Origin of the sequence: Micromonospora sp. WMMC250 (assembly GCF_027460215.1) — a bacterium.
Taxonomy (GTDB): domain Bacteria; phylum Actinomycetota; class Actinomycetes; order Mycobacteriales; family Micromonosporaceae; genus Micromonospora; species Micromonospora taraxaci.
The window spans coordinates 4,883,939-4,903,247 of sequence record NZ_JAPZBJ010000002.1 but is presented as its reverse complement, the minus strand read 5'-3'; the positions used below and the strand labels follow the sequence as shown (position 1 = coordinate 4,903,247).

Genomic DNA, 19,309 nt, shown 5'->3' with positions numbered 1-19,309 from the left:
GGTCTACCATTGGCGGCCGGTCTGTCACCTCCCTGACGCGGCTCTGACACGACCACTGACACGGAGATCCGACCAGGTGACGACACCGTCCGGATCGACAGTGGTAGTTCCACCCGGGCCCCGACGCGGCTACTGTCCGGCGTGGAGGTGGTCCGTGTTCACCGAGGCCTTTCCGATCGTGACGACACCTGACCTGCCACGACTGATCGGGTTCTACCGCGACGTGGTCGGCTTCGAGCTGACCTACCGGTTTCCCGAGGACGGCGAGCCGGAGTTCGTCGCGCTGCGGTTGGGCAACAGCGAGCTGGGCCTGGCCGCTGACCCGGACGCCGGCGACCCGGCGCACTCGCACCGGTGGGAGCTGTGCGTCTACGCCGACGACTGCGACGCCGCCGTGACCGCCCTGCGATCCGCTGGGGCGACGGTCGTCGAGGAGCCTGTCGACCAGCCGTGGGGTGAACGGTCCGCCCGGGTTCTGGACCCTGACGGCAATCGCATGCTGGTGCTGTCGCGCCTGCCCTGAGCAGATCGTGGACAGTTTCCGTCACGCTGGAACGGAAACTGTCCAAGATCTGCGGCGGCTCATCCCGCGACGCCGGTCATCGTCGCCAGAACAGCAGATGGGTGATGCCGCTGGTGCTGGGCACCGACTCCAGGTGGAAGCGGTCGAGAAGATCGTCGGGGCTGTCCCACAACCGCTCGCCCCGCTCGAGGTCGACGGGCGCGACCGCGATGTGCATCGTGTCCACCAGGTCAGCCTCGAGGAACTCCCGGATCGTGGCGACTCCACCACCGAGGCGTACGTCCCGGCCGTCGGCCGCCTGCTTCGCCTGGGCCAGTGCCTCGGCCGGGCTGGCATCGAGGAAGTGGAACGTGGTGTCGGCCAGGGTGAACGACGGGCGTACGTGGTGGGTGAGCACGAAGACCGGCGTGTGGAACGGTGGGTTGTCCCCCCACCAGCCCTGCCAGTCGTGGTTCTCCCACGGGCCACGCTGGGGGCCGAACTTGTTGCGGCCCATGATCTCCGCGCCGATGTTGCACTCGGCGTCGCGGGTCAGGTAGTCGTCCAGACCTCGGCTGCCGCCGGGCTCGGTGCGGTAGACGAAGCTGGCGGTGGCGGCCCGCCAGGAGAACAGCGGAGTGGGGTCGGCGTGGCCGAAGGGCCGTTCCAGGCTCTGCCCCTCCCCGGTGCCGAACCCGTCGCGCGAAACGTTGAAGCACTGCACCCGCAACAGTTGCGGCATCGTCGTCTCCTCCCGGATCGGCTGTGTCACCTGGTCACCGTCGGGCCGCCACCGCTGCCCCGATCGTCGAGCACCAGCGGGGCTCGACCGTTCACCGCGTACCGGATGTGGGTGACCTCCGGTGTGTGGATGACGCGGGTCGGCGTCAGCTCGATCGCTTCCTTCTCGGCCAGGTCGAGGTCCGCGTCGAAGAGCCGCAGGCCGGTGCCGAGCACCACCGGTACGACGTGCAGCTCCAACTCGTCGAGCAGGCCCGCCTTGAGGACCTGCCGCACCAGGCTGCCGCCCCCGGCCACCGCGACGTTCTTACCGTCGGCCACGGCACGTGCCTGCTCGACGGCGCTGGCCACCCCTTCGGTGACGAAGGTGAAGCTGGTGCCTCCCTGCCGCAGCAGACGCTCGCGGGGGCGGTGGGTGACGACGAAGACCGGTGCGCGAAACGGTGGCTCGTCACCCCAGGGCACCTCGCCGCCGTCGGCCATCCGGCGTCCCATCACGTACGCGCCGGCCGCCTCGAACGTCTCGGCGATCACAGCGGAGTTGGTGTCCTGTTCGCCACCGGCGAAGCCCTGTCGTTCACGCCACGCCGACACCTCGGTCACCCAGCGGGTGACCCGGAAGAACCCGGCGCTCTCGGCCGAGTCCATCCAGTTGCCGTCGCCGTCGAACCGCGGGCCGGCGTAGAACCCGTCCGCCGACACCGACAGCTGTGCGGTCACCTTGGTCATCGCGTGTGGTCCTCTCGTCTGGCGGACACCTGCCCAGGTGCCGCTCGCCGAGGGGTCGGAGTCGAGCGGATCGACCCTACCGGATTGGTGTGTGATCCACGTCACTCGACGACGTGGCCAGGTACCACGTTCCCGCGCGCTCCGGGTCCCGCGACCAGCGCACCCGGTGCAACTCCTCCGGGCGGGGCCTCCAGTCGCGGTAGGGCGACAGTGCCAGCCGCCAGGCGATCACCGAGAAGACGTAGACACCCGGGCCGACCAACCACAGCAGGGCGTCGCGCCGCCGATAGGAGGCGTACGGCGCGAGCCAGGCGGTGGCCGCCATCGGTATGGCGATCGCGCTGAGGTCGGCCGCCGGCCCGCTACCGGACCGGGACTCGATCAGCTCGCGGAGCACGATCGACGGGATGAGCACCCCGAGGACCATTGCCCCGGTGAAGACGGCGCGTCGTCGTCGACCCCGAGGGGCGTGGGCGGAGGTGGGCTCAGGGGACACCCGCGCAGGTTAACGGCCTGTGCAAAACGGAGGTCCAGGACCGGACGGTAGCGGCGGCCCGGCGCCGGTGGTGCCCCGGTCTAGGCTGGCGATCATGCGGATTGGCATCGTGATCCTGCCGGACCAGCGGTGGGCGGAGGCGCAGCGTCGGTGGCGGCAGGTCGAGGAGTGGGGGTTCGACCACGCCTGGACGTACGACCACCTGGGTTGGCGGGACCTGGTCGACGGCCCGTGGTTCGACTCGATGGCCACGTTGACCGCCGCTGCGACGGTCACCTCCCGGATCCGGCTGGGCACCCTTGTGGCGTCGCCGAACTTCCGGCACCCGGCCGCGTTCGCCCGGCAGATCACCACTGTGGACGACGTCTCCGACGGTCGGTTGCTGCTCGGCCTCGGCGCGGGTGGCATCGGTTTCGACTCGGCCGTGCTGGGCGGTGAGACTCTGCCGCCGCGTCAGCGCGTCGACCGGTTCGCCGAGTTCGCCGAGCTGCTGGACCTGATCCTGCGCGAGGACGGCACCACCTGGCGGGGTGAGTGGTTCGCCGCGGTGGACGCCCGCAACAATCCCGGCTGCGTGCAGCAGCCGCGGGTGCCGTTCGTGGTGGCCGCCAACGGGCCCCGGTCGATGCGGCTGGTGACCCGGTTCGGCCAGGGTTGGGTGACCACCGGCACCGGTGACGACAACGACCTGGAGAGCTGGTGGGGCAGCGTTTCGACGTTGTCCACGCGGATGGACCGGGCGCTGGACGAGGCCGGCCGTGATCCGGCGACCCTGGACCGGTATCTCTCGCTGGACTCCGCGCCGGTGTTCTCGCTCAGCAGTGCCCAGTTCTTCGCCGACCAGGTCGGCCGCGCCGCCGACCTGGGCTTCACCGACGTGGTGACGCACTGGCCACGGGAGAGCAGTTGGTACGCCGGCGACGAGAACGTGCTGGCGGACGTGGCGACCCGACTGCTGCCGGAGCTGCGCGGCTGAGGCGACGGTCAGGTGCCGAGGTCGCCGCTGGCCACCCCACCCTCGCCGCCGGAGACCAGCCGCAGGCGTAGGCAGACGATCTGGGTGTCGTCGTCGACAGGTGTGCCGAGCCGCGCCCAGTAGGTCGCGTGCCCGGCCCGCCACTCCTCGATCGACCGGTCCCCCTCGCCCTCCGCCCGGGCGAACTCCCACGGCACCTCGGCGAAACGGACGATCTCGACGCCGGTGATCTCCACGACGCCGGCCAGCGCGTCGTCGTCGTCGACCAGGGCCAACCGTTCGCCGACGTGCTCCAGCTCCTCGCCCTCCTCCGCGTACTCGGCGAGCCGGCCGGCCGTCGCGGTCTTCACGCCGGCCAGCACGAGGGTGTTGAGGGTCGTCCGCAGCTCGCCGGGGGTGCCGAGGGCGAGGGTGCGCAGTTCACCGATCCGAGGCCACATCCTGCCGAGGCTAGGCCAGTGCGCCTCGTGCCGCCGCCGCATCGCGCACCGCCCGGCTCGGATCAGTCAGATCATCTGCCCGGCGTAGCCGGGGGCGGCGAGGATGCGGTCGTCGCCACTGACCGCGTGCGCGTCGAGCACCGCGTCGGCCAGCTTGACCACGTGTTCGTCGCCGTGCCGAGCCGCCCGGGCGAAGACCTCCGCCGGGGTCGCGGCGGTCACGGTCGGCGGCGCGATGCCGTCGGCTGGGGCGTACACCGAGGTCATGGCCGCCGTCGCGGCCCAGGCCGCGGCGAGGCTCGGCGCCCACAGCGCCCGGTCCAGAGCCGGCAGGGTACGCAGCACGGCGGTCGGCGCGGTGACCGCGTGCACCAGCATGACCGGCTCGGTGTGCCCGAAGCGCAGATAGTCCAGGCCGGCGCGGTGCACCAACGCTCTGAGGCCCTGCGCCGCCTCGGCCGGGCTCCGCGCGGGGCGCAGCGCCGCGAGCGCCGGCTCCCATCCGGGTACGCCAGGCAGCCGCTTCAACCGATCACGGACGCCCCCGCTCTGGTCGTCGATCCGGGGTAGCCCGGCCAGCGCGGCATCCACGTCCACCTGCTGCGGCCCTGCGGACAGGTCGGTGGGCATCCGGTCGGCGCCCGGGACCGGCTGCCAGCGCGCGGCCCAGTAGCCGAGGGCCTGGCCCAGTTCGGTGAGCCGCTGCGGGATCTTGTCGTCCGTTTCGAGCGCGCGTACCGCGTGCCCGACGCGGATCACGCCGTGGGTGGCGCCGGCGGCGATGCCCGGCAGCAGTCGGGGCCACCAGGTGCCGAGCACGTCGCGCCACGGGTGTTCGCGTAGTTGTCTGTCGAAGTACGTGAGCCAGTCCCCGGCCCGCTTCGCGTCGCCCAGCGCACTCCGCCAGTCGGTGATCGGGTGCAGCCCTCGGGGCAACTCGTCGAGTCGGCCGAGGTAGTCGTCGAGCCAGCGGTGCACCTGCTGCTGGTGCCCGTGTCGGGTCAGCGCCTCGACGGCCATCGGCCCGTGGTTGGAGAGCCACCCCTCGAATTCGGGGCCGGTGCGGTGCAGTCGTTCGTACGCCTCGTCGAGGATTCCGTCACTCATGTGTCGATCGTCGAAGCTGAACCGCGCTTCAGGTCAAGCCGTCAGATCCGCGGCGTCGATCAGGCCGGTGATCCGGAGGTCGGCCGCGACCTCTGCCGTGCAGTCGACGGCCACCACGGCCGCGCCCAGCACCTCGGCGCCCCGCGCGGCGCAGATGTCGTAGAGGGCGTGGATCTGCGCGCCCGTGCGGACCCAGTCGTCCACCACCAGCACCCGGTCGCCAGGGCCGAGGTGCCGGTCCCGTACGGCCAGGTCGACCTGTCGACCCCGGTAGTCCGGTGGGCTCTGCGCCCAGGTGAGCGGCCCGGCCGGGAGGCGCCCGTCGCCGGGTTTGTGAGCGGCCACGAAGCCGACGCCGAGCGCGGTGGCGGCCAGTGGCCCGAGCAGCAGCCCGGTGACCGCCGGAGCGAGCACCACTGTCGGCCGGGCGGCCCGGTACGGCGTCACCAGGGCCGGACCCAGTTCGGCCAGTACCGACGGGTCCCGCCACCAACCGGAGATGTCGCTGACCAGGTGACTCGTGCCCGGGCCGGGGTCGATCCACCGGAACAGGGCGGCCAGGCGGTCGGTCAGCTCAGCGGGCACCCGCCCATCTTCCGGCACTGCCTGTCGACGTGTCGGCACCCGGCCCGGCCGGCCCACCCGGGGTCGGATGATCGGCTACACGTACCGGTGCAAATACGGGCATACCACTATGATCACGTTGACTTCGGAAGTACTTCTCTCGTTACGGTCCGACCCGGTTTGTTCAGTCGACGAAAGGACCGGGCCGGTGGCAGGCAGGCACTCCCGTACCCGCATCTTCTCCTCTCCGGCGGGCATCGTGGCCACCGCGGCGGTCGGCGTCGCCCTCGCCGTCGGGGGCACGTTCGGTGCCGTGCAGTTGACCTCCGGTTCCGCCCAGTCGGGGCAGACGACAGTGGACCTCACCCCGACCACCGCCGCCAGCAGCCTCGCCCCCAGCTCGCCGGCCGCCTCTCCGAGCGCCAGCGCCTCCCCGAGCGCGTCCGCCAGCCCGTCGGCCACTCGCTCGCAGCAGGCCGCCTCCCGAAGCAAGGCCCGCACCGCGTCGCCGAAGCCGAGCCCGACCGCCAAGAAGACCACGGCGGCGGCGAAGGTCCTGGACAGCGGCTCGTGTGGTGCCTCGTTCTACTCCGACGGGCAGCTCACCGCCAACGGTGAGTCGTTCAACCCGAACGCTCTGACCGCCGCGCACAAGACGCTGCCGTTCAACACCAAGGTCCGGGTGACCAACCCGGCCAACGGCAAGTCGGTGGTGGTGCGGATCAACGACCGGGGCCCGTTCATCGACGGCCGCTGCCTGGACCTCTCCCGGGCCGCGTTCGCCACCATCGCCTCCGTCGACGTCGGCGCGCTCACCGTCCGCTACGAGGTCCTCGGCTGAGCGGGGCGGGTGACGCCGATTTGGTCGCCCGATTGGCCCGGCCGGTCAGAACCTCCTCGGACGACGGGTCAGGTTCATTCACCGATTCACGAGGATCAGGCAAACTGTCCCTCGTATCCACGCGATTCCTTCAGCCGGGCGGACGCCCGCTGAGCCCCGGATCCCGCGCCGGCCTCGGCGCGGCCCTCGTTCTGCTCGCGATCGTGTCGGCGGTGGAGGCGGCGGACGGCCGGTGGGCGCACTACGTCGGGCTGTTGGCGGCCGCACCCTTCCTGGCCGCCGCGCTGGCCTCCTGGCCGGTGGTGCTCGGGGTGGGCGTCGGCGCGACGGTGGTCGGGGCCGCCTTCGCCCTGGCCGAGCCGAAGATGTCGCTGGACACCTCGGTCGACGTGGTCGGGGTCGCCCTCGCCACCGGGTTGGCAGTGGCGGTGACGTCGGTACGCCAGCGGCAGGCGGAGCAGATCGTCGAGTTGACCAGGCTCGCCTCGGTCGCCCAGCAGGCGGTGCTACGCCCGCTCGGGCCGCAGGTCGGCACGCTCTCGGTCGCCGGTCGCTACATCTCCTCCACCGCGACGGCCGAGATCGGCGGTGACCTGTACGAGGCGATCGACACGCCCTACGGCGTCCGCATGATCATCGGTGACGTCCGCGGCAAGGGCCTGGACGCCGTCCGACTGGCGAGCATCGTCCTCGGGTCGTACCGGCACGTGGCGTACGAGCGGGCCGATCTGCGGGCCGTCGTCGCCGACCTGGACCGCGCGGTGGCCCGCAACGTCGGTGACGAGGATTTCGTCACCGCGGCGCTGGTCGAGGAACGCGGCGGCACACTCACGATCGTCAACTGTGGACACCCGCCACCCCTGCTGTTGCGTCGAGGCGCGGTGATCCCTTTGGAGCCGCCGGCCCCGGCGCCTCCGCTCGGGTTCATGCCGGTGGTCCGCCCTCGGGTCGAACGCCTGGAGCCCGGGGACCGGCTGCTGCTCTTCACCGACGGGCTCGGCGAGGCGCGGCGGGACGGTGAGTTCTTCCCCACCGCCGACCGGGCTTGGCGGCTGCTCGGCCACGGCACGGTCGCCAACGGGTTGGCCTCGCTGGAGACGGCCCTGATCGAGTGGGTCCACGGACGCCTGGACGACGACATCGCGCTGGTCCTGATGGAGTACGTGGGCGCCCGCACCGGCGCTGCCGCGGCCGTTCCGAGCTGGGAGGTCGGTGCCGCCGAGAGCTGATCTCGCCCGCGCGCCGCGAAGCTGTGTAATCGCCGTCACTTGTGTGATCCGCTTGTCGCTGCCTACCCGCGAGTAATACAGTTGGGGTTACTGATCGGTAACACCTGTCCGGAAGCGGGGCCAGCGAGCATGACCCACTACAAGAGCAACCTGCGGGACCTTGAGTTCAACCTGTTCGAGGTCTTCGGGGCGGACCGGGCGTTCGGCCAGGAGCCGTACTCGGACCTCGACGCCGACACCGCCCGCAGCTTCCTCGCCGAGCTCGACCGTCTCGCTCGCGAGGACCTCGCCGCCAGCTACACGGACAGCGACCGCAACCCGCCGGTGTTCGACCCGGCCACGCACACCGCACCCCTGCCGGCGTCGTTCAAAAAGTCCTACCAGGCGTTCATGGATTCCGAGTTCTGGCGCCTGGACCTGCCGCCCGAGCTGGGCGGCACCAACGCTCCCCGGGCCCTCTGGTGGGCGCTCGCCGAGCTGGTGCTCGGCTCCAACGCCCCCATCTGGATGTACGCCTCCGGCCCGTCCTTCGCGCACGTGCTGCACGTCGAGGGCACCGACCGGCAGAAGCAGTGGGCCAAGCTCTTCATCGACAAGCAGTGGGGCTCCACCATGGTCCTCACCGAGCCGGACGCCGGCTCGGACGTCGGCGCCGGCCGCGCCCGCGCGACGCAGCAGCCCGACGGCTCCTGGCACATCGAGGGCGTGAAGCGCTTCATCACCTCGGGCGAGCACGACCTCAGCGACAACATCGTGCACTACGTGCTGGCCCGCCCGGTCGGCGTGGAGGGCGTCGGTGGCCCCGGCACCAAGGGCCTGTCGCTCTTCGTGGTGCCGAAGTTCCACTTCGACGAGACCACCGGCGAGCTGGGTGAGCGCAACGGCGTCTACACCACGAACGTCGAGCACAAGATGGGCCTGAAGGTCTCCAACACCTGCGAACTGACCTTCGGCGAGCACGGCGTACCGGCCAAGGGCTGGCTGCTCGGTGACAAGCACGACGGCATCCGGCAGATGTTCATGATCATCGAGTACGCCCGGATGCTGGTCGGCACCAAGGCGATCGCCACCCTCTCCACCGGCTACCTCAACGCCCTTGAATACGCGAAGAGCCGGGTGCAGGGCGCCGACCTGATCCAGCAGGCGGACAAGGCCGCGCCCCGGGTCACCATCACCCACCACCCGGACGTGCGTCGCTCGCTGCTGCTGCAGAAGTCGTACGCCGAGGGTCTTCGTGCTCTGGTCCTCTACACCGCCTCCTGGCAGGACAAGGTCGCGATCGCCGAGGCTGCCGGCGACGAGAAGGCCACCAAGCTGGCCAAGCGGGTCAACGACCTGCTGCTGCCGCTGGTCAAGGGCGTCGGCTCGGAGCGCGCCTACGAGATGCTCGGGCACGAGTCGCTGCAGACCTTCGGTGGTTCCGGGTTCCTCCAGGACTACCCGCTGGAGCAGTACGTCCGCGACGCCAAGATCGACACTCTCTACGAGGGCACCACCGCCATCCAGAGCCTGGACCTGATCTTCCGCAAGATCGTCCGGGACAACGGCAAGGCGCTGATGGCGGTAGCCGGCGAGATCCAGGAGTTCATCTCCTCCGAGGCCGGCAACGGCCAGCTCAAGGAGGAGCGGCAGGCGCTCGGCAAGGCCCTGGCCGAGGTCCAGAACATCCTGGGCGTGATGACCGGCTGGCTGGGCGAGGCACAGGGTGGTGACACCCGGGCGCTGTACAAGGTCGGGCTCAGCAGCCGGCGCTTCCTACTGGCGATCGGTGACCTGGTCGTCGGCTGGCTGCTCCAGCGGCAGGCCGACGTGGCGCTGAAGGCCCTCGCCAGCGAGGTCTCCACCAGCGACAAGGCGTTCTACACCGGCAAGGTGGCCGCTGCCCGTTTCTTCGCCCGCGAGGTACTGCCCCGCATCGGCGCCGACCGGCGGATCATCGAGGGTGCCGACCTCGACATCATGGACCTCCCGGAGGAGGCCTTCTGACCGTGCCACGGCACGGCTGACGGTTCCGGGTCGCACCACCCGGGCCGACACCGGCGGCCGGCGAGGGCCAACTGCCCCCGCCGGCCGCCGCCGTTTCCGGACGGACGCCCCTGGCGGCGGCGTTCATCGCGGTGTCGCGCCGGCGGCTGACGCCGCGGGCACCGTGAGTACGCATTGGGCCAGCCCGGCCGGGTATGCCGGCGTCGTGACGGGTAACCGTCGCGTGACCTCGAAAGGGAACGCCCAGAGCCACCGCACGGGGGAGTGCAGCGCATATGGGTGTAGGAAGCGGCATCTTTCTCATCGCGATCGGCGCGATCCTGACCTTCGCGCTGAGAGCCAACGTCTGGTGGATCGACGTACGGGCGGTCGGCTGGGTCTTCATCCTGGCCGGGCTGGCCGTACTGCTGACCACGCTCTGGTTCTGGCAGGACCGGCGTAAGCGGGCCCGGACCCTCATCGTGGAGGAGAACCGGCTCTCTCATCCGACCGCGATGATGCCGCCGCCGCCAGACCCTCCGCCACCGACCGCCCCGCCGTCCTGAGCACGGCCTGGGCGCGTACTCCTGAGCCACCCGCCGGTGACCGGCGGGTGGCTCAGTCGCGTGCGGTGTGCCCCGCAGTGATCGGGGCTCCTGCCCGGCTCAGCCCCGCCCAGTCGAATTGGCCACGATGCACCGCCAGTTCGGCGGTACGCAGACCCTCCTCGGCTGCCCCGTCCGGATCGAGGAGCGCCGAGAGTAGGGAAACGCCCGGGTTGTGGGCAATCAGGAGTGCGGTCCGGGCCGCCGGGTCGACAGTGCGGACCAGCGCCAACAACTCCTCCGGGTGGGCGTCGTACGCACCGGGCTCGTAACGGACGGTCGGTCGAGGACCGGTCGGACCACCCTCCGGCGGTGAACCGGTCATCCCCATCGCCACCCCGTGCCAGGTCTGCCGGGTGCGTCTGGCGGTCGAACAGATCACCACGTCGGGCAGCAGGCCGTTCCGCGCCAGCCAGGCACCCGCCGCAGCCGCGTCGGACTCCCCACGTGCGCTGAGCGGTCGTTCGGCGTCGTCCGCCGCGTCGCTACCCTGCTCGGCCTTGGCGTGCCGCAGCAGGACCAGTGTCCGTGTGTCGGGGTCGGCGTCCGTCATGCCCCCAGCTTGCCCGATTGGCGATCTCCGTGCCTGGGTAAGTCAATGCCTGCCGCACCCCTACCGACGGCCGCGGCGCGTCGTACGCCAGGTTAGAGCCGAGGAGCGAGACATGGGCATTGGTGGCAGCATCTTCTTGATCGCGCTCGGCGCGATCTTCGCATTCGCCGTGGAGGCCGACCTGGGCTGGTTGAACCTGTCCGTGGTCGGCTGGGTGCTGATGCTGGCCGGTGTCGCCGGCCTGCTCGCCACCCTCTACTTCTGGAACAGCCGCCGCCGCACGGTGGTCGCCGCCCCGGTGCGCGAGGAGCGCGTCGTGGCCGACCGGGTCGTGCCGGTCCAGGACGACCAGGTCATGCGGGAGTACCGCGAGGTTCGCCGCCCGGGCCACCCGGTCTGATCCTCGCTCGCGCACTCCGGGGTCCCGCAGCGTCGCGGGGCCCCGGCTCGCGTTTGATCCCAGTTCCCGTGCGCTCCGCCGCCCTGCCGTGCCGTGCCCCGCCGTGCCGTGCCCCGCCGTGCCGTGCCCCGCCGCGCCGCGCCGCGCCGCGTCGGCCAAGATCGGCTGCGGCCGTGGTGTTGCTCGCCGAACGGCGTCGCTGGTGTGTGTTCGCCTGGCTGCGCCTGCGCCCCGGCCGTCTGAGTCAGGCGAACAGTGCGAAGTAGATCGCGATGTGGTGGCAGAGCGCCGCCAGCAGTGTGCAGGCGTGGAAGAACTCGTGGTGACCGAAGACGGTCGGCCACGGATTGGGCCGCCGCAACGCGTAGAAGACCGCGCCGACGCTGTAGATCGCGCCGCCGACGATCAGCAGCACCAGCGCCGCGACTCCGCCGCCGTGCAGGATCTCCGGCAGCATGGCCACCGACACCCAGCCCAGCGCGAGGTAGAGCGGTGCGGACACCCAGCGCGGCGCGTGCGGCCAGACCGCCTTGAGGGCCACGCCGGCCAGCGCCCCACCCCAGACCAGGGCCAGCATCACGGTGGCCGGCCGGGGCGCGAGCAGCATCACGCAGAACGGTGTGTACGTGCCGGCGATGAAAACGAAGATCATCGAGTGATCCATCCGCCGCATCACCTGGTAGCCGCGCTCCGACCACACGCGACGGTGGTACAGCGCGCTCGTGCCGAAGAGCCCGCAGACCGTCAGGCTGTAGATGAGGCAGCTCACCAGGGGTGCCCACCCCGGTCGGGTGGCGGCGATCGAGCAGAGCACGATGCCGCAGACCAGGGCGACGAAGAAGGCGTACGTGTGCAGCCAGCCGCGCATCCGGGGCTTACCGATGTCGACCGGCTTCAGGCGAAGCGGGGCGGAGGTGGTCACGACATCAGGTTACGGCACCGTAGGTTACTTTCAAGTAGTCGCGTCGGTGACGCCCGGCACCGTCATCGTGAACACCGCGAGCCCGGGCCATCGGCGAAGATGAGCCGATGCGGATCCGGCCCGTCGGGGCGCACGCCCTGCTGCTCGACTGCACCACCACCGACGAAGACGTGCCCGAGGTCGACGTGGTCGAAGCATGGCGGGCCGAGCTGTGGCGGCGTCGGGAGCAGGGCGACCTGGTCGCCGTCGAGATCGTGCCGGCGGCCAGCACCGTCCTGCTCGACGGTCTGCCCGACCCGACCGCCACTGCCGAGCAGCTCACCCGATGGGCGGGCGACGTCGTCGCCGCGACAAACCGCCCCGTGGCAGCAGACTCCGTTGCCAGGACAACCGACAGTGCCGCCACGGAGGTCGTCGTCCCGGTCTGCTTCGACGGGCCGGACCTGCCGACAGTGGCCGAGTACTGGAACGTGGACGTGCCCGCCGTGCTGCGCCGGCTGACCGAAACTCGGTTCCGGGTCGCGTTCTGCGGATTCGCCCCCGGTTTCCCCTACCTGACCGGGCTGCCCGCCGAGCTGGCGCTGCCCCGGCTGGCCACACCCCGCCCCCGGGTGCCGGCCGGCTCGGTCGCCCTCGCCGGCCCGTACGCCGGCATCTACCCGGGTGCGTCACCCGGTGGCTGGCAGTTGGTCGGCCGCACCGACCTGGTCCTCTTCGACGTCCACGCCGACCCGCCGGCCCGGCTCGGCCCGGGCACGTCGGTCCGGATGGTGGCGACGTGACCCACCCGGCCAGCATCGAGGTGCTCCGCGCCGGGGCGCTCACCACAGTGCAGGACCTGGGTCGGCCCGGCTGGGCGCACCTGGGCGTACCCCGTTCCGGTGCCCTCGACCCGTCGGCGCTGCGGCTGGCCAACCGGCTGGTCGGCAACCCCGAGCACAGCGCCGGGCTGGAGATCACCCTGACCGGCTGCACGCTGCGGCTGACCCGGGCCACCACTGTCGCGCTCACCGGTGCCGAGGTGGCGGTCCAGGCGGGTGCTCGACCCGCCGACCCCGGACGCCCGCTCACAGTGCCGGCCGGAACGGTGCTGCGGATCGGCCCCGCCCGACAGGGCGTACGGAGCTGGCTGGCGGTAGCGGGGGGTATCGACGTGTCGCCTGTGCTCGGCAGTCGAGCCACCGACACCCTCTCCGGGCTCGGCCCGCCCCCGCTACGCGACGGCGACCGGCTGCCGCTCGGCCAGCCGCTCGGCGCACCGGCCCCGGTGGACCTGACCGTGTGCCCGACACCGCCGCCCGAGCTGCGGTTGACACTGCGCCTCGGCCCGCGCGACGACTGGTTCACGTCGACCGCGCTCGACCGGCTGTTCGGCACCGCGTACACCCTCAGCCCGGTGAGCAACCGGGTCGGCGCGCGACTCGCCGGCGCGCCCCTGCCCCGCGCGGTCGCTGGCGAACTACCCAGCGAGGGCATCGTGCTCGGCGCGGTGCAGGTGCCGGCTGACGGACAACCGCTGATCTTCCTGGCGGACCACCCGACCACCGGCGGATACCCAGTCGTCGGGGTGGTCACCGACGTGACCCCGCTCGCGCAGGCCCGGCCAGGGACTACCGTCAGATTCCATGGACCTCAACGCTGACCTCGGCGAGGGATTCGGCATCTGGCGACTCGGCGACGACGAGGCGCTGCTCAGCCTCGTCACCTCCGCCAACGTCGCCTGCGGCTTCCACGGCGGCGACCCGTCCACGATGCGGCGGGTCTGCGAGGGCGCCGCGCGGCGTGGGGTCGCGGTGGGCGCACAGGTCGGCTACCGGGACCTGGCCGGCTTCGGTCGGCGACACATCGCGTACGACTTCGCGGAGCTACGCGACGAGGTGACCTACCAGCTCGGTGCGCTCAACGCGTTCTGCCGGTTGTTCGGCACCCGGGTCCGCTACCTCAAGCCGCACGGTGCGCTCTACCACGCGACCAGCACCGATGAATCCCAGGCGGCGGCGGTCGTCGCCGCGGTCACCGGCTACGACCCCGAGTTGCCCGTCCTCTGCCTACCCGGCTCGACGCTGGCCCAGCTCGCCGTCGGCGCGGGCCTGCCGGTCGTCGCCGAGGCCTTCGCCGACCGCGCGTACCTGCCCAACGGGGCGTTGGTGCCCCGAGGCACCCCCGGCGCTGTGATCAGCGACCCGGAGCAGGTGGCCGAACGGGCGGTACGGATGGCCGTCGAACGGGTCGTGGTGGCGGTGGACGGCACCGTCATCCCCTGCTCGGTCGACTCGATCTGCGTACACGGCGACACCCCGGGCGCCGTCTCCGCCGCCGAACTGGTCCGCGCCACCCTGATCGACGCCGGCGTGTCCCTGGCGCCGTTCGCGTGAACGGAGGGGCCCGACCGGGCCCCTCCACACGCGTCAGGCGTCCAGGCCGCGCAGCACCAACGGAAGCCGGGTCACCGCGCCGTCGACCACCCGGACCGGTACGCCCCAGTCCTGCCGGGTCAGGTGGCACGCCGCGTGTTCGACGTCCGCATCACAGGTGGCCGCCTGGGCGGTCACCTGCAACACCCCGGCGGTGACCTCGCCGTTCAGCACCAGTCGACGGGACAGCTCGGTGCCCGTGCCGGCACCCTCCACCAGCAGTTCCGGCGGCGACGCGGACACCACCAACCGGGTCGACGGCCCGTACGTTTCGTCCAGCTTCTGCCCCGGCGCCGGGGTGAAGACGATGTCCAGGGTGACCTCACCGGCCGAGACGTCGGTCGGCTTGCGCTCGGTGCGGTGCCGGGGCCCGTCCACCGTGCTGGCGCCCGCCGCCGACAGGGCACCCGGAGCGAGCCGCGTCAACCGGTGCGCGGCGGACTCCACCACCAGCACCTCACCGGCCGGGGTGAGCACCAGATCGCTGGGTTCCGCCAACCCGTCGGCGACAGTGGAGACCTGGTTGCTGTCCGGGTCGAAGCGGCGCACCGCCCCGTTGTACGTGTCAGCGATCAGCACCGAACCGTCCGGCAACGCGCACACACCCAACGGGTGCTGGAGCAGCGCCGACTCCGCCGGCCCGTCCACGTGTCCGAAGTCGAACAGACCCTGCCCGACGGCAGTGCCCAGCACCCCGTTCTCGATGTAACGGACCGCGCTGGTCTCACTGTCGGCGATCCAGAGCCGGGTGCCGTCGGCGGAGGCGGAGAGCCCGGACGGCTGCGCCATCCACGCCTCGGCCAGCGGGCCGTCGCGCAGCGCCTCGACGGTGGTACCCGCGTACATGCCGGCGGTCCGCTTGATCGGGTCGAACCACCAGAGCTGGTGGATGCCGGCCATCGCGATGATCAGCTTGTCGTCGTACCAGGCCAGATCCCACGGAGACGAGAGATCCACGGCGAGCGCGTCGTGGGCGTGGTCGTCGACCTCGGCACGCCACTGCCGGCCGCTGCCGGCCACTGTCACGACCTCGCCGGACTCCAGCCGTACGCCGCGCAGCAGGTGGTTGACGGTGTCGGCCACCACCAGGTCGTAGCCGGCGACCTCGGCGACATGAGTGGGCAGCAGGCACACCCCCTGCGGCTCGGAGAACGTCGCCGCCGCAGCCGGCCCGTCGGCGCGGCCCCGCTCACCCGAGCCGATCCGACGCACCGGCGTCTCGCCGTCCGGTGCCACCTCGACCAGGGAGTGCCGGGCCGAGTCGGACACCAGCAGATTGCCGTTCGGCAACTGCACGGCCTTGCCCGGGAAGCGCAGCGCGGTCTCCGGTGCCGGCGGGGGAACGTACGGCCCGTCGCCCCGGTGCAGGGTGCCCTTGGTCTCGTGGGTGGCGATCAGCTCGTCGATCAACCGGGCGAGCCCTTCGGCGTGCCCCTCGCCCGCCATGGTGGCCACGACGTACCCCTCGGGGTCGATCACCGACAGCGTCGGCCAGGCCCGGGCGGCGTACTGCTGCCACATGTCCATCTCGGGATCGTCGAGCACGGGGTGGTGCACCCCGTACCGCTCGACGGCGGCGGCGAGCGCGTCCGGGTCCTTCTCGTGCTCGAACTTCGGCGAGTGCACGCCGATCACGACGAGCACGTCACCGTACTTCTCCTCCAGCGGGCGCAACTCGTCGAGGACGTGCAGGCAGTTGATGCAGCAGAACGTCCAGAAGTCCGCGATCACGATCTTGCCGCGAAGGTCCTGCAAGGTCAGATTCCGGCCGCCGGTGTTGAGCCACTGCCGGCCCCGCAGTTCGGGCGCCCGTACACGCGCTGTCGTTGCCATGCCCTCAGCCTGCCACGGCCCGCAGGCCCGATCGCCGTGACCCGGACGACAGCAGGCGTCGAGACGCCTGACAGCGGCGATCGGTGGCAGCTCGGCAGTGCGGCGCTCAGCGTGTCGAGTGGCCCGGCTGCCAACGATCAAGGGCTGGTCTCCACCGGGTACGACGACGGCGGGGGTACGGTCGCCCGTGCCCCCGCCGTCGGTGGAGTTACTTCGCGGCCGGCTTGAGGCAGAGCACCCGGTTGGTGCCGTCGCCCGGCAGCACCACGTGCGGCTGCGTCGTGTCGGTGCACTTCTCCTTCGCGTCCACCTTCGACACGATCGTGAAAGCGTCCGCCTCGCCGCAGTCGGCCGCCGAAGCGCCACCCTGACCAGACTGCTTGACACAGGTGCCGACCGCCGGGTCGAAGGCCGGGGTGTCGTCACCCCCGAACTTGCCGAGCAGCATCAGCAGGCCGAGCGGCACCGCCAGGATCAGGACCGCGGCGATCAGGACCGCGGCCAGCACCCGACCGTTGCGTACCTTCGGCGCCGGCGGTTCCACCTTCGGCGCGTCGGCGTCCGGCTTGAACGCGTCGAACCGGCCCTGGTCCGCCTGACCGGCGTCCTGACCCCAGGACGACGGGGGCTGCTGCGCGGGCGGGAACGACGGCGGGAAGTTACCGCCCGGCACCGGCTCGGTTGCCGGGCCGGCACCGATGCCCTGCCCACCGAAGCCACCGGAGCCCGGCCCACCGAAGTCCGGCCCACCGGAGCCCGGTCCACCGAAGTCCGGCCCGGCGAAGGCGGCGGTGCCGTTGACCGCGGCGGTGCCGGCGGCCGGCGACCCGGGGCCGCCGAACTGGTCGGCCGGCCGTTCCGCACCGGCGTGCGGCCGGTTGCCGTTCACCGGCCTGTTGTTGCCGGGCGTGTCGACGAAGGACGGCACGCCCGGCGGGAACGCCGGCGGTGCCTCACCGAACGCGTTGGGTGCGGGCTGCCGGTCGTCGAAGCGCGGGTCGGCTGCGGGCTCGCCACCCCAGCCGGGGACGCCCTGCCGCTGCGAGTCGTCCTGCCACTCGGGCACGACCGGGCGTTGCGATTCGTTCTGCTGCCACTCCGGCACGACCGGCCGTTGCGATTCGTTCTGCTGCCACTCGGGCGCTACCGGCCGTTGCGAATCGTGCTGCCAATCGGGTGCGGCCTGGCGCTCGGCTCCCGGGTCGGCCTGGAACGACTCCGGCTCCGGCTCGTTCTCCGGCTCGGGTCGAGCCGGGCGCCCGTACACCCGAGGTTGCGGCGAGGCCGTGCTGGCCGGTCGGGCGGCCTGGTCGGTCGGGGGCATCACCCGGCTGGCCAGCGGCACCGAGGCGCTCGCCGTGGCCCGGGCGACGCCGGCGGCCGACTCGGCCTCCGAGGCTGGTACGACAGCACGACCCGCGCCGGACTCCGGAGAGGTACGCGGGGCGGGCACCACCGCGCCGCTCGCGGGAGCGTCCTCGGCGCGACCCCAACCGGCCGGCTCCGCCTCGTACTGTGCGGCGGCGTCCGACGCCTCCCGCTCGGCGTACGCGGGCTGCTCGGGGATCGGGGCGAACTGGGCCTGCGGTGGCGCGTAGTCGGCCGGCGGGATCGCGGCCAGGCTGGCGCCCGGCACCCGCTGCTCCTGTGGGGGCAGCGGCACCGCGTTCGCCGGCGAGATGCCCGGTGCGGGCCCGGGCTGGTAGGCGGGCGCCTCGTCGGCGCGGTCGGCTTCCCAGCCACCACGGGACTGGGCGGAAGCTTCCGCCTCGGCGCGACCCCACACCTCACCGGGTGCCCACGGTTCGGCCTGCGGCACGGCGGGAGTGTTCGGTGCCGCGTTGTTCGGGTTGGCAGGCCAGCCGGGCGCGCCGTCGTTGCCGGGCACGCTGGCGCTGGCCCGAGCGGGCAGACCGCTCTGCTCCGGCGGGGACCACCCCGACGGCTCCGGACGCTCGGTCGGCTGGTCCTGGGGTGCCAGCACCCAGTCGGGCTGCTGCGGACGGCCCTCGGCGCCCTGCCAGGCGGCGGGTTGCGCGGGCTGGTTCTGGCCTGCGTCACCGCCGTCGTTCCAGGCTGCTGGTTGCGCCTGCTGTTGTGCGGCCCACCCGCCGGACTGCGCCGGGTCGTCCTGGCCGGGCCGGCTCGGTGCCGGCACCTGAGCTGCTCCACGGGCGGCGTTCGCCGGGGCTGCCTGCCCCCAGGCGGGGGCGGACTGTTCCTGCGGCTCGGCGGGCTGGCCCCAGGTCGGCGGTGACTGCTCGGCCGGCGTCCACACCGGCTGGTCGTCACGCGCAGCGGTGCCGGCGGACCAGCCGCCGTTGCCGGGCGCGTCGTCCTGCTGGCCGCCGCCGGACCAACCGCCGGCCTGCGGCGGCTCGGGCTGCTGCGACTCGGCACCGCGCCAGTCACCAGCGGGCGGGTTGGCCTGCGCGGCGTTGCCCCAGCCGCCGGACTGGGCCGGGTCTTCCTGGGCGGGCCAGGCGGCGGTGGCCGGAGGCACCTGCGCGGCACCCCTCGCGGCCGGCTGGGCCTGCACCCACTCGGGCTGCTCGGCGGCGCCCGGGGTCCAGTTGGGTGCTGGCGACGTCTGCTCGGCCGGCGTCCAACCCTGCTGCTGCGCGGCCCCCCACGTGCCGGGCTGGGCCGGGGCCGGTGCGCCGTCGCTGCCGGGCCAGCCGGCGGGCTGCTGCTGCGGCGGCTCGCTCGTGCCACCGCCTGCGGCCCAGGCGGGCTGCGCCGGGTCGTTGGGCTGCGGGGCAGCACCCCAGGCGGGGGCGGGCGGCTGCTCAGCCTGGGTCGCCCAGGCCGGCGTCGACGGGTTGGGCCGCGCCGGCGGCGGGGGCGCCCAGCCCAGGTCGGGGCCGGCGGCGTTCTGGCCGTTGTCCGGCTGCGCCGGGCGGTCGCCGTACGGCGCCGGTCCGCCGGCGCCCGGTGACACCTCGTCCGGCTCTTGGCCGGGACGGTGCGGGCCCTCGGACGTCATGGGTGC

General features: G+C 72.3%; 20 protein-coding genes. 10 read left to right on the top strand and 10 right to left on the bottom strand.

What is annotated here, in order from left to right:
• Positions 1–154 precede the first annotated feature (154 nt).
• Complete coding sequence (locus O3438_RS22055) at positions 155–523, top strand: VOC family protein (RefSeq protein WP_269681703.1); 369 nt, start codon at positions 155–157, stop codon at positions 521–523.
• Between the two features lie 76 nt (positions 524–599).
• Here O3438_RS22055 and O3438_RS22050 read toward each other — a convergent pair whose 3' ends face one another.
• From O3438_RS22050 to O3438_RS22040, 3 genes are all read right to left on the bottom strand, one after another.
• The gene (locus tag O3438_RS22050) at positions 600–1,274 is read right to left on the bottom strand and encodes a dihydrofolate reductase family protein (RefSeq protein ID WP_269681702.1); all 675 of its coding nucleotides are present in this window, start codon (positions 1,272–1,274) and stop codon (positions 600–602) included.
• On the bottom strand, positions 1,271–1,972 hold the full coding sequence (locus O3438_RS22045; protein ID WP_269681701.1) for a dihydrofolate reductase family protein: 702 nt from the start codon (positions 1,970–1,972) through the stop codon (positions 1,271–1,273). The genes O3438_RS22050 and O3438_RS22045 overlap by 4 nt, the downstream gene beginning before the upstream one ends.
• 76 nt (positions 1,973–2,048) lie before the next feature.
• On the bottom strand, positions 2,049–2,468 hold the full coding sequence (locus tag O3438_RS22040; protein ID WP_269681700.1) for a hypothetical protein: 420 nt from the start codon (positions 2,466–2,468) through the stop codon (positions 2,049–2,051).
• A 94-nt stretch (positions 2,469–2,562) separates the two neighbouring features.
• Here O3438_RS22040 and O3438_RS22035 point away from each other — a divergent pair, with 94 nt between their 5' ends.
• Positions 2,563–3,444, top strand: a complete 882-nt coding sequence (locus O3438_RS22035) for an LLM class flavin-dependent oxidoreductase (RefSeq protein ID WP_269681699.1) — start codon at positions 2,563–2,565, stop codon at positions 3,442–3,444.
• A gap of 8 nt (positions 3,445–3,452) precedes the next feature.
• Here O3438_RS22035 and O3438_RS22030 read toward each other — a convergent pair whose 3' ends face one another.
• The 3 genes from O3438_RS22030 to O3438_RS22020 all read right to left on the bottom strand — a co-directional run bounded on the left by O3438_RS22030 (position 3,453) and on the right by O3438_RS22020 (position 5,576).
• Positions 3,453–3,884, bottom strand: a complete 432-nt coding sequence (locus O3438_RS22030) for an ASCH domain-containing protein (protein WP_269681698.1) — start codon at positions 3,882–3,884, stop codon at positions 3,453–3,455.
• A gap of 66 nt (positions 3,885–3,950) precedes the next feature.
• Positions 3,951–4,991 (bottom strand): questin oxidase family protein, encoded by a 1,041-nt coding sequence (locus tag O3438_RS22025; protein WP_269681697.1) that lies wholly within the window; start codon positions 4,989–4,991, stop codon positions 3,951–3,953.
• A gap of 33 nt (positions 4,992–5,024) precedes the next feature.
• On the bottom strand, positions 5,025–5,576 hold the full coding sequence (locus O3438_RS22020; RefSeq protein WP_269681696.1) for a phosphoribosyltransferase family protein: 552 nt from the start codon (positions 5,574–5,576) through the stop codon (positions 5,025–5,027).
• A gap of 187 nt (positions 5,577–5,763) precedes the next feature.
• On the opposite strand from O3438_RS22020, the gene O3438_RS22015 reads away from it, so the two are divergent.
• From O3438_RS22015 to O3438_RS22000, 4 genes are all read left to right on the top strand, one after another.
• Positions 5,764–6,396 carry a septal ring lytic transglycosylase RlpA family protein gene (locus O3438_RS22015; protein ID WP_269681695.1) on the top strand — a complete coding sequence of 211 codons (633 nt, stop codon included), beginning with the start codon at positions 5,764–5,766 and terminating at the stop codon, positions 6,394–6,396.
• 104 nt (positions 6,397–6,500) lie between these two features.
• Positions 6,501–7,625 carry a PP2C family protein-serine/threonine phosphatase gene (locus O3438_RS22010; protein ID WP_269683717.1) on the top strand — a complete coding sequence of 375 codons (1,125 nt, stop codon included), beginning with the start codon at positions 6,501–6,503 and terminating at the stop codon, positions 7,623–7,625.
• Between the two features lie 129 nt (positions 7,626–7,754).
• Positions 7,755–9,611, top strand: a complete 1,857-nt coding sequence (locus O3438_RS22005) for an acyl-CoA dehydrogenase (RefSeq protein ID WP_269681694.1) — start codon at positions 7,755–7,757, stop codon at positions 9,609–9,611.
• 275 nt (positions 9,612–9,886) lie between these two features.
• Positions 9,887–10,156, top strand: coding sequence for a DUF6458 family protein (locus O3438_RS22000; protein WP_030332052.1), 270 nt, complete (start codon positions 9,887–9,889; stop codon positions 10,154–10,156).
• Between the two features lie 52 nt (positions 10,157–10,208).
• Here O3438_RS22000 and O3438_RS21995 read toward each other — a convergent pair whose 3' ends face one another.
• Complete coding sequence (locus O3438_RS21995) at positions 10,209–10,748, bottom strand: SixA phosphatase family protein (RefSeq protein WP_269681693.1); 540 nt, start codon at positions 10,746–10,748, stop codon at positions 10,209–10,211.
• A 112-nt stretch (positions 10,749–10,860) separates the two neighbouring features.
• On the opposite strand from O3438_RS21995, the gene O3438_RS21990 reads away from it, so the two are divergent.
• Complete coding sequence (locus O3438_RS21990) at positions 10,861–11,148, top strand: DUF6458 family protein (RefSeq protein WP_088986955.1); 288 nt, start codon at positions 10,861–10,863, stop codon at positions 11,146–11,148.
• Positions 11,149–11,392: 244 nt separating this feature from the next.
• Here O3438_RS21990 and trhA read toward each other — a convergent pair whose 3' ends face one another.
• Positions 11,393–12,070 carry a PAQR family membrane homeostasis protein TrhA gene (gene trhA / locus O3438_RS21985; RefSeq protein WP_269681692.1) on the bottom strand — a complete coding sequence of 226 codons (678 nt, stop codon included), beginning with the start codon at positions 12,068–12,070 and terminating at the stop codon, positions 11,393–11,395.
• Positions 12,071–12,177: 107 nt separating this feature from the next.
• Between trhA and O3438_RS21980 the strand changes: the two genes are divergently transcribed.
• Genes O3438_RS21980 through O3438_RS21970 form a run of 3 tightly spaced genes read left to right on the top strand, consistent with a single transcriptional unit; the run spans position 12,178 to position 14,445 of the window.
• The gene (locus O3438_RS21980) at positions 12,178–12,852 is read left to right on the top strand and encodes a 5-oxoprolinase subunit B family protein (RefSeq protein ID WP_269681691.1); all 675 of its coding nucleotides are present in this window, start codon (positions 12,178–12,180) and stop codon (positions 12,850–12,852) included.
• On the top strand, positions 12,849–13,712 hold the full coding sequence (locus O3438_RS21975) for a biotin-dependent carboxyltransferase family protein (RefSeq protein ID WP_269681690.1): 864 nt from the start codon (positions 12,849–12,851) through the stop codon (positions 13,710–13,712). The genes O3438_RS21980 and O3438_RS21975 overlap by 4 nt, the downstream gene beginning before the upstream one ends.
• Complete coding sequence (locus tag O3438_RS21970) at positions 13,696–14,445, top strand: LamB/YcsF family protein (RefSeq protein WP_269681689.1); 750 nt, start codon at positions 13,696–13,698, stop codon at positions 14,443–14,445. The genes O3438_RS21975 and O3438_RS21970 overlap by 17 nt, the downstream gene beginning before the upstream one ends.
• 33 nt (positions 14,446–14,478) lie before the next feature.
• On the opposite strand, the gene O3438_RS21965 is transcribed toward O3438_RS21970, so the two are convergent.
• Both O3438_RS21965 and O3438_RS21960 read right to left on the bottom strand, forming a co-directional pair.
• Positions 14,479–16,317, bottom strand: coding sequence for an NHL domain-containing thioredoxin family protein (locus tag O3438_RS21965; protein WP_269681688.1), 1,839 nt, complete (start codon positions 16,315–16,317; stop codon positions 14,479–14,481).
• Positions 16,318–16,525: 208 nt separating this feature from the next.
• Positions 16,526–19,303, bottom strand: a complete 2,778-nt coding sequence (locus tag O3438_RS21960) for an LppU/SCO3897 family protein (RefSeq protein ID WP_269681687.1) — start codon at positions 19,301–19,303, stop codon at positions 16,526–16,528.
• Between the last annotated feature and the right edge of the window lie 6 nt (positions 19,304–19,309).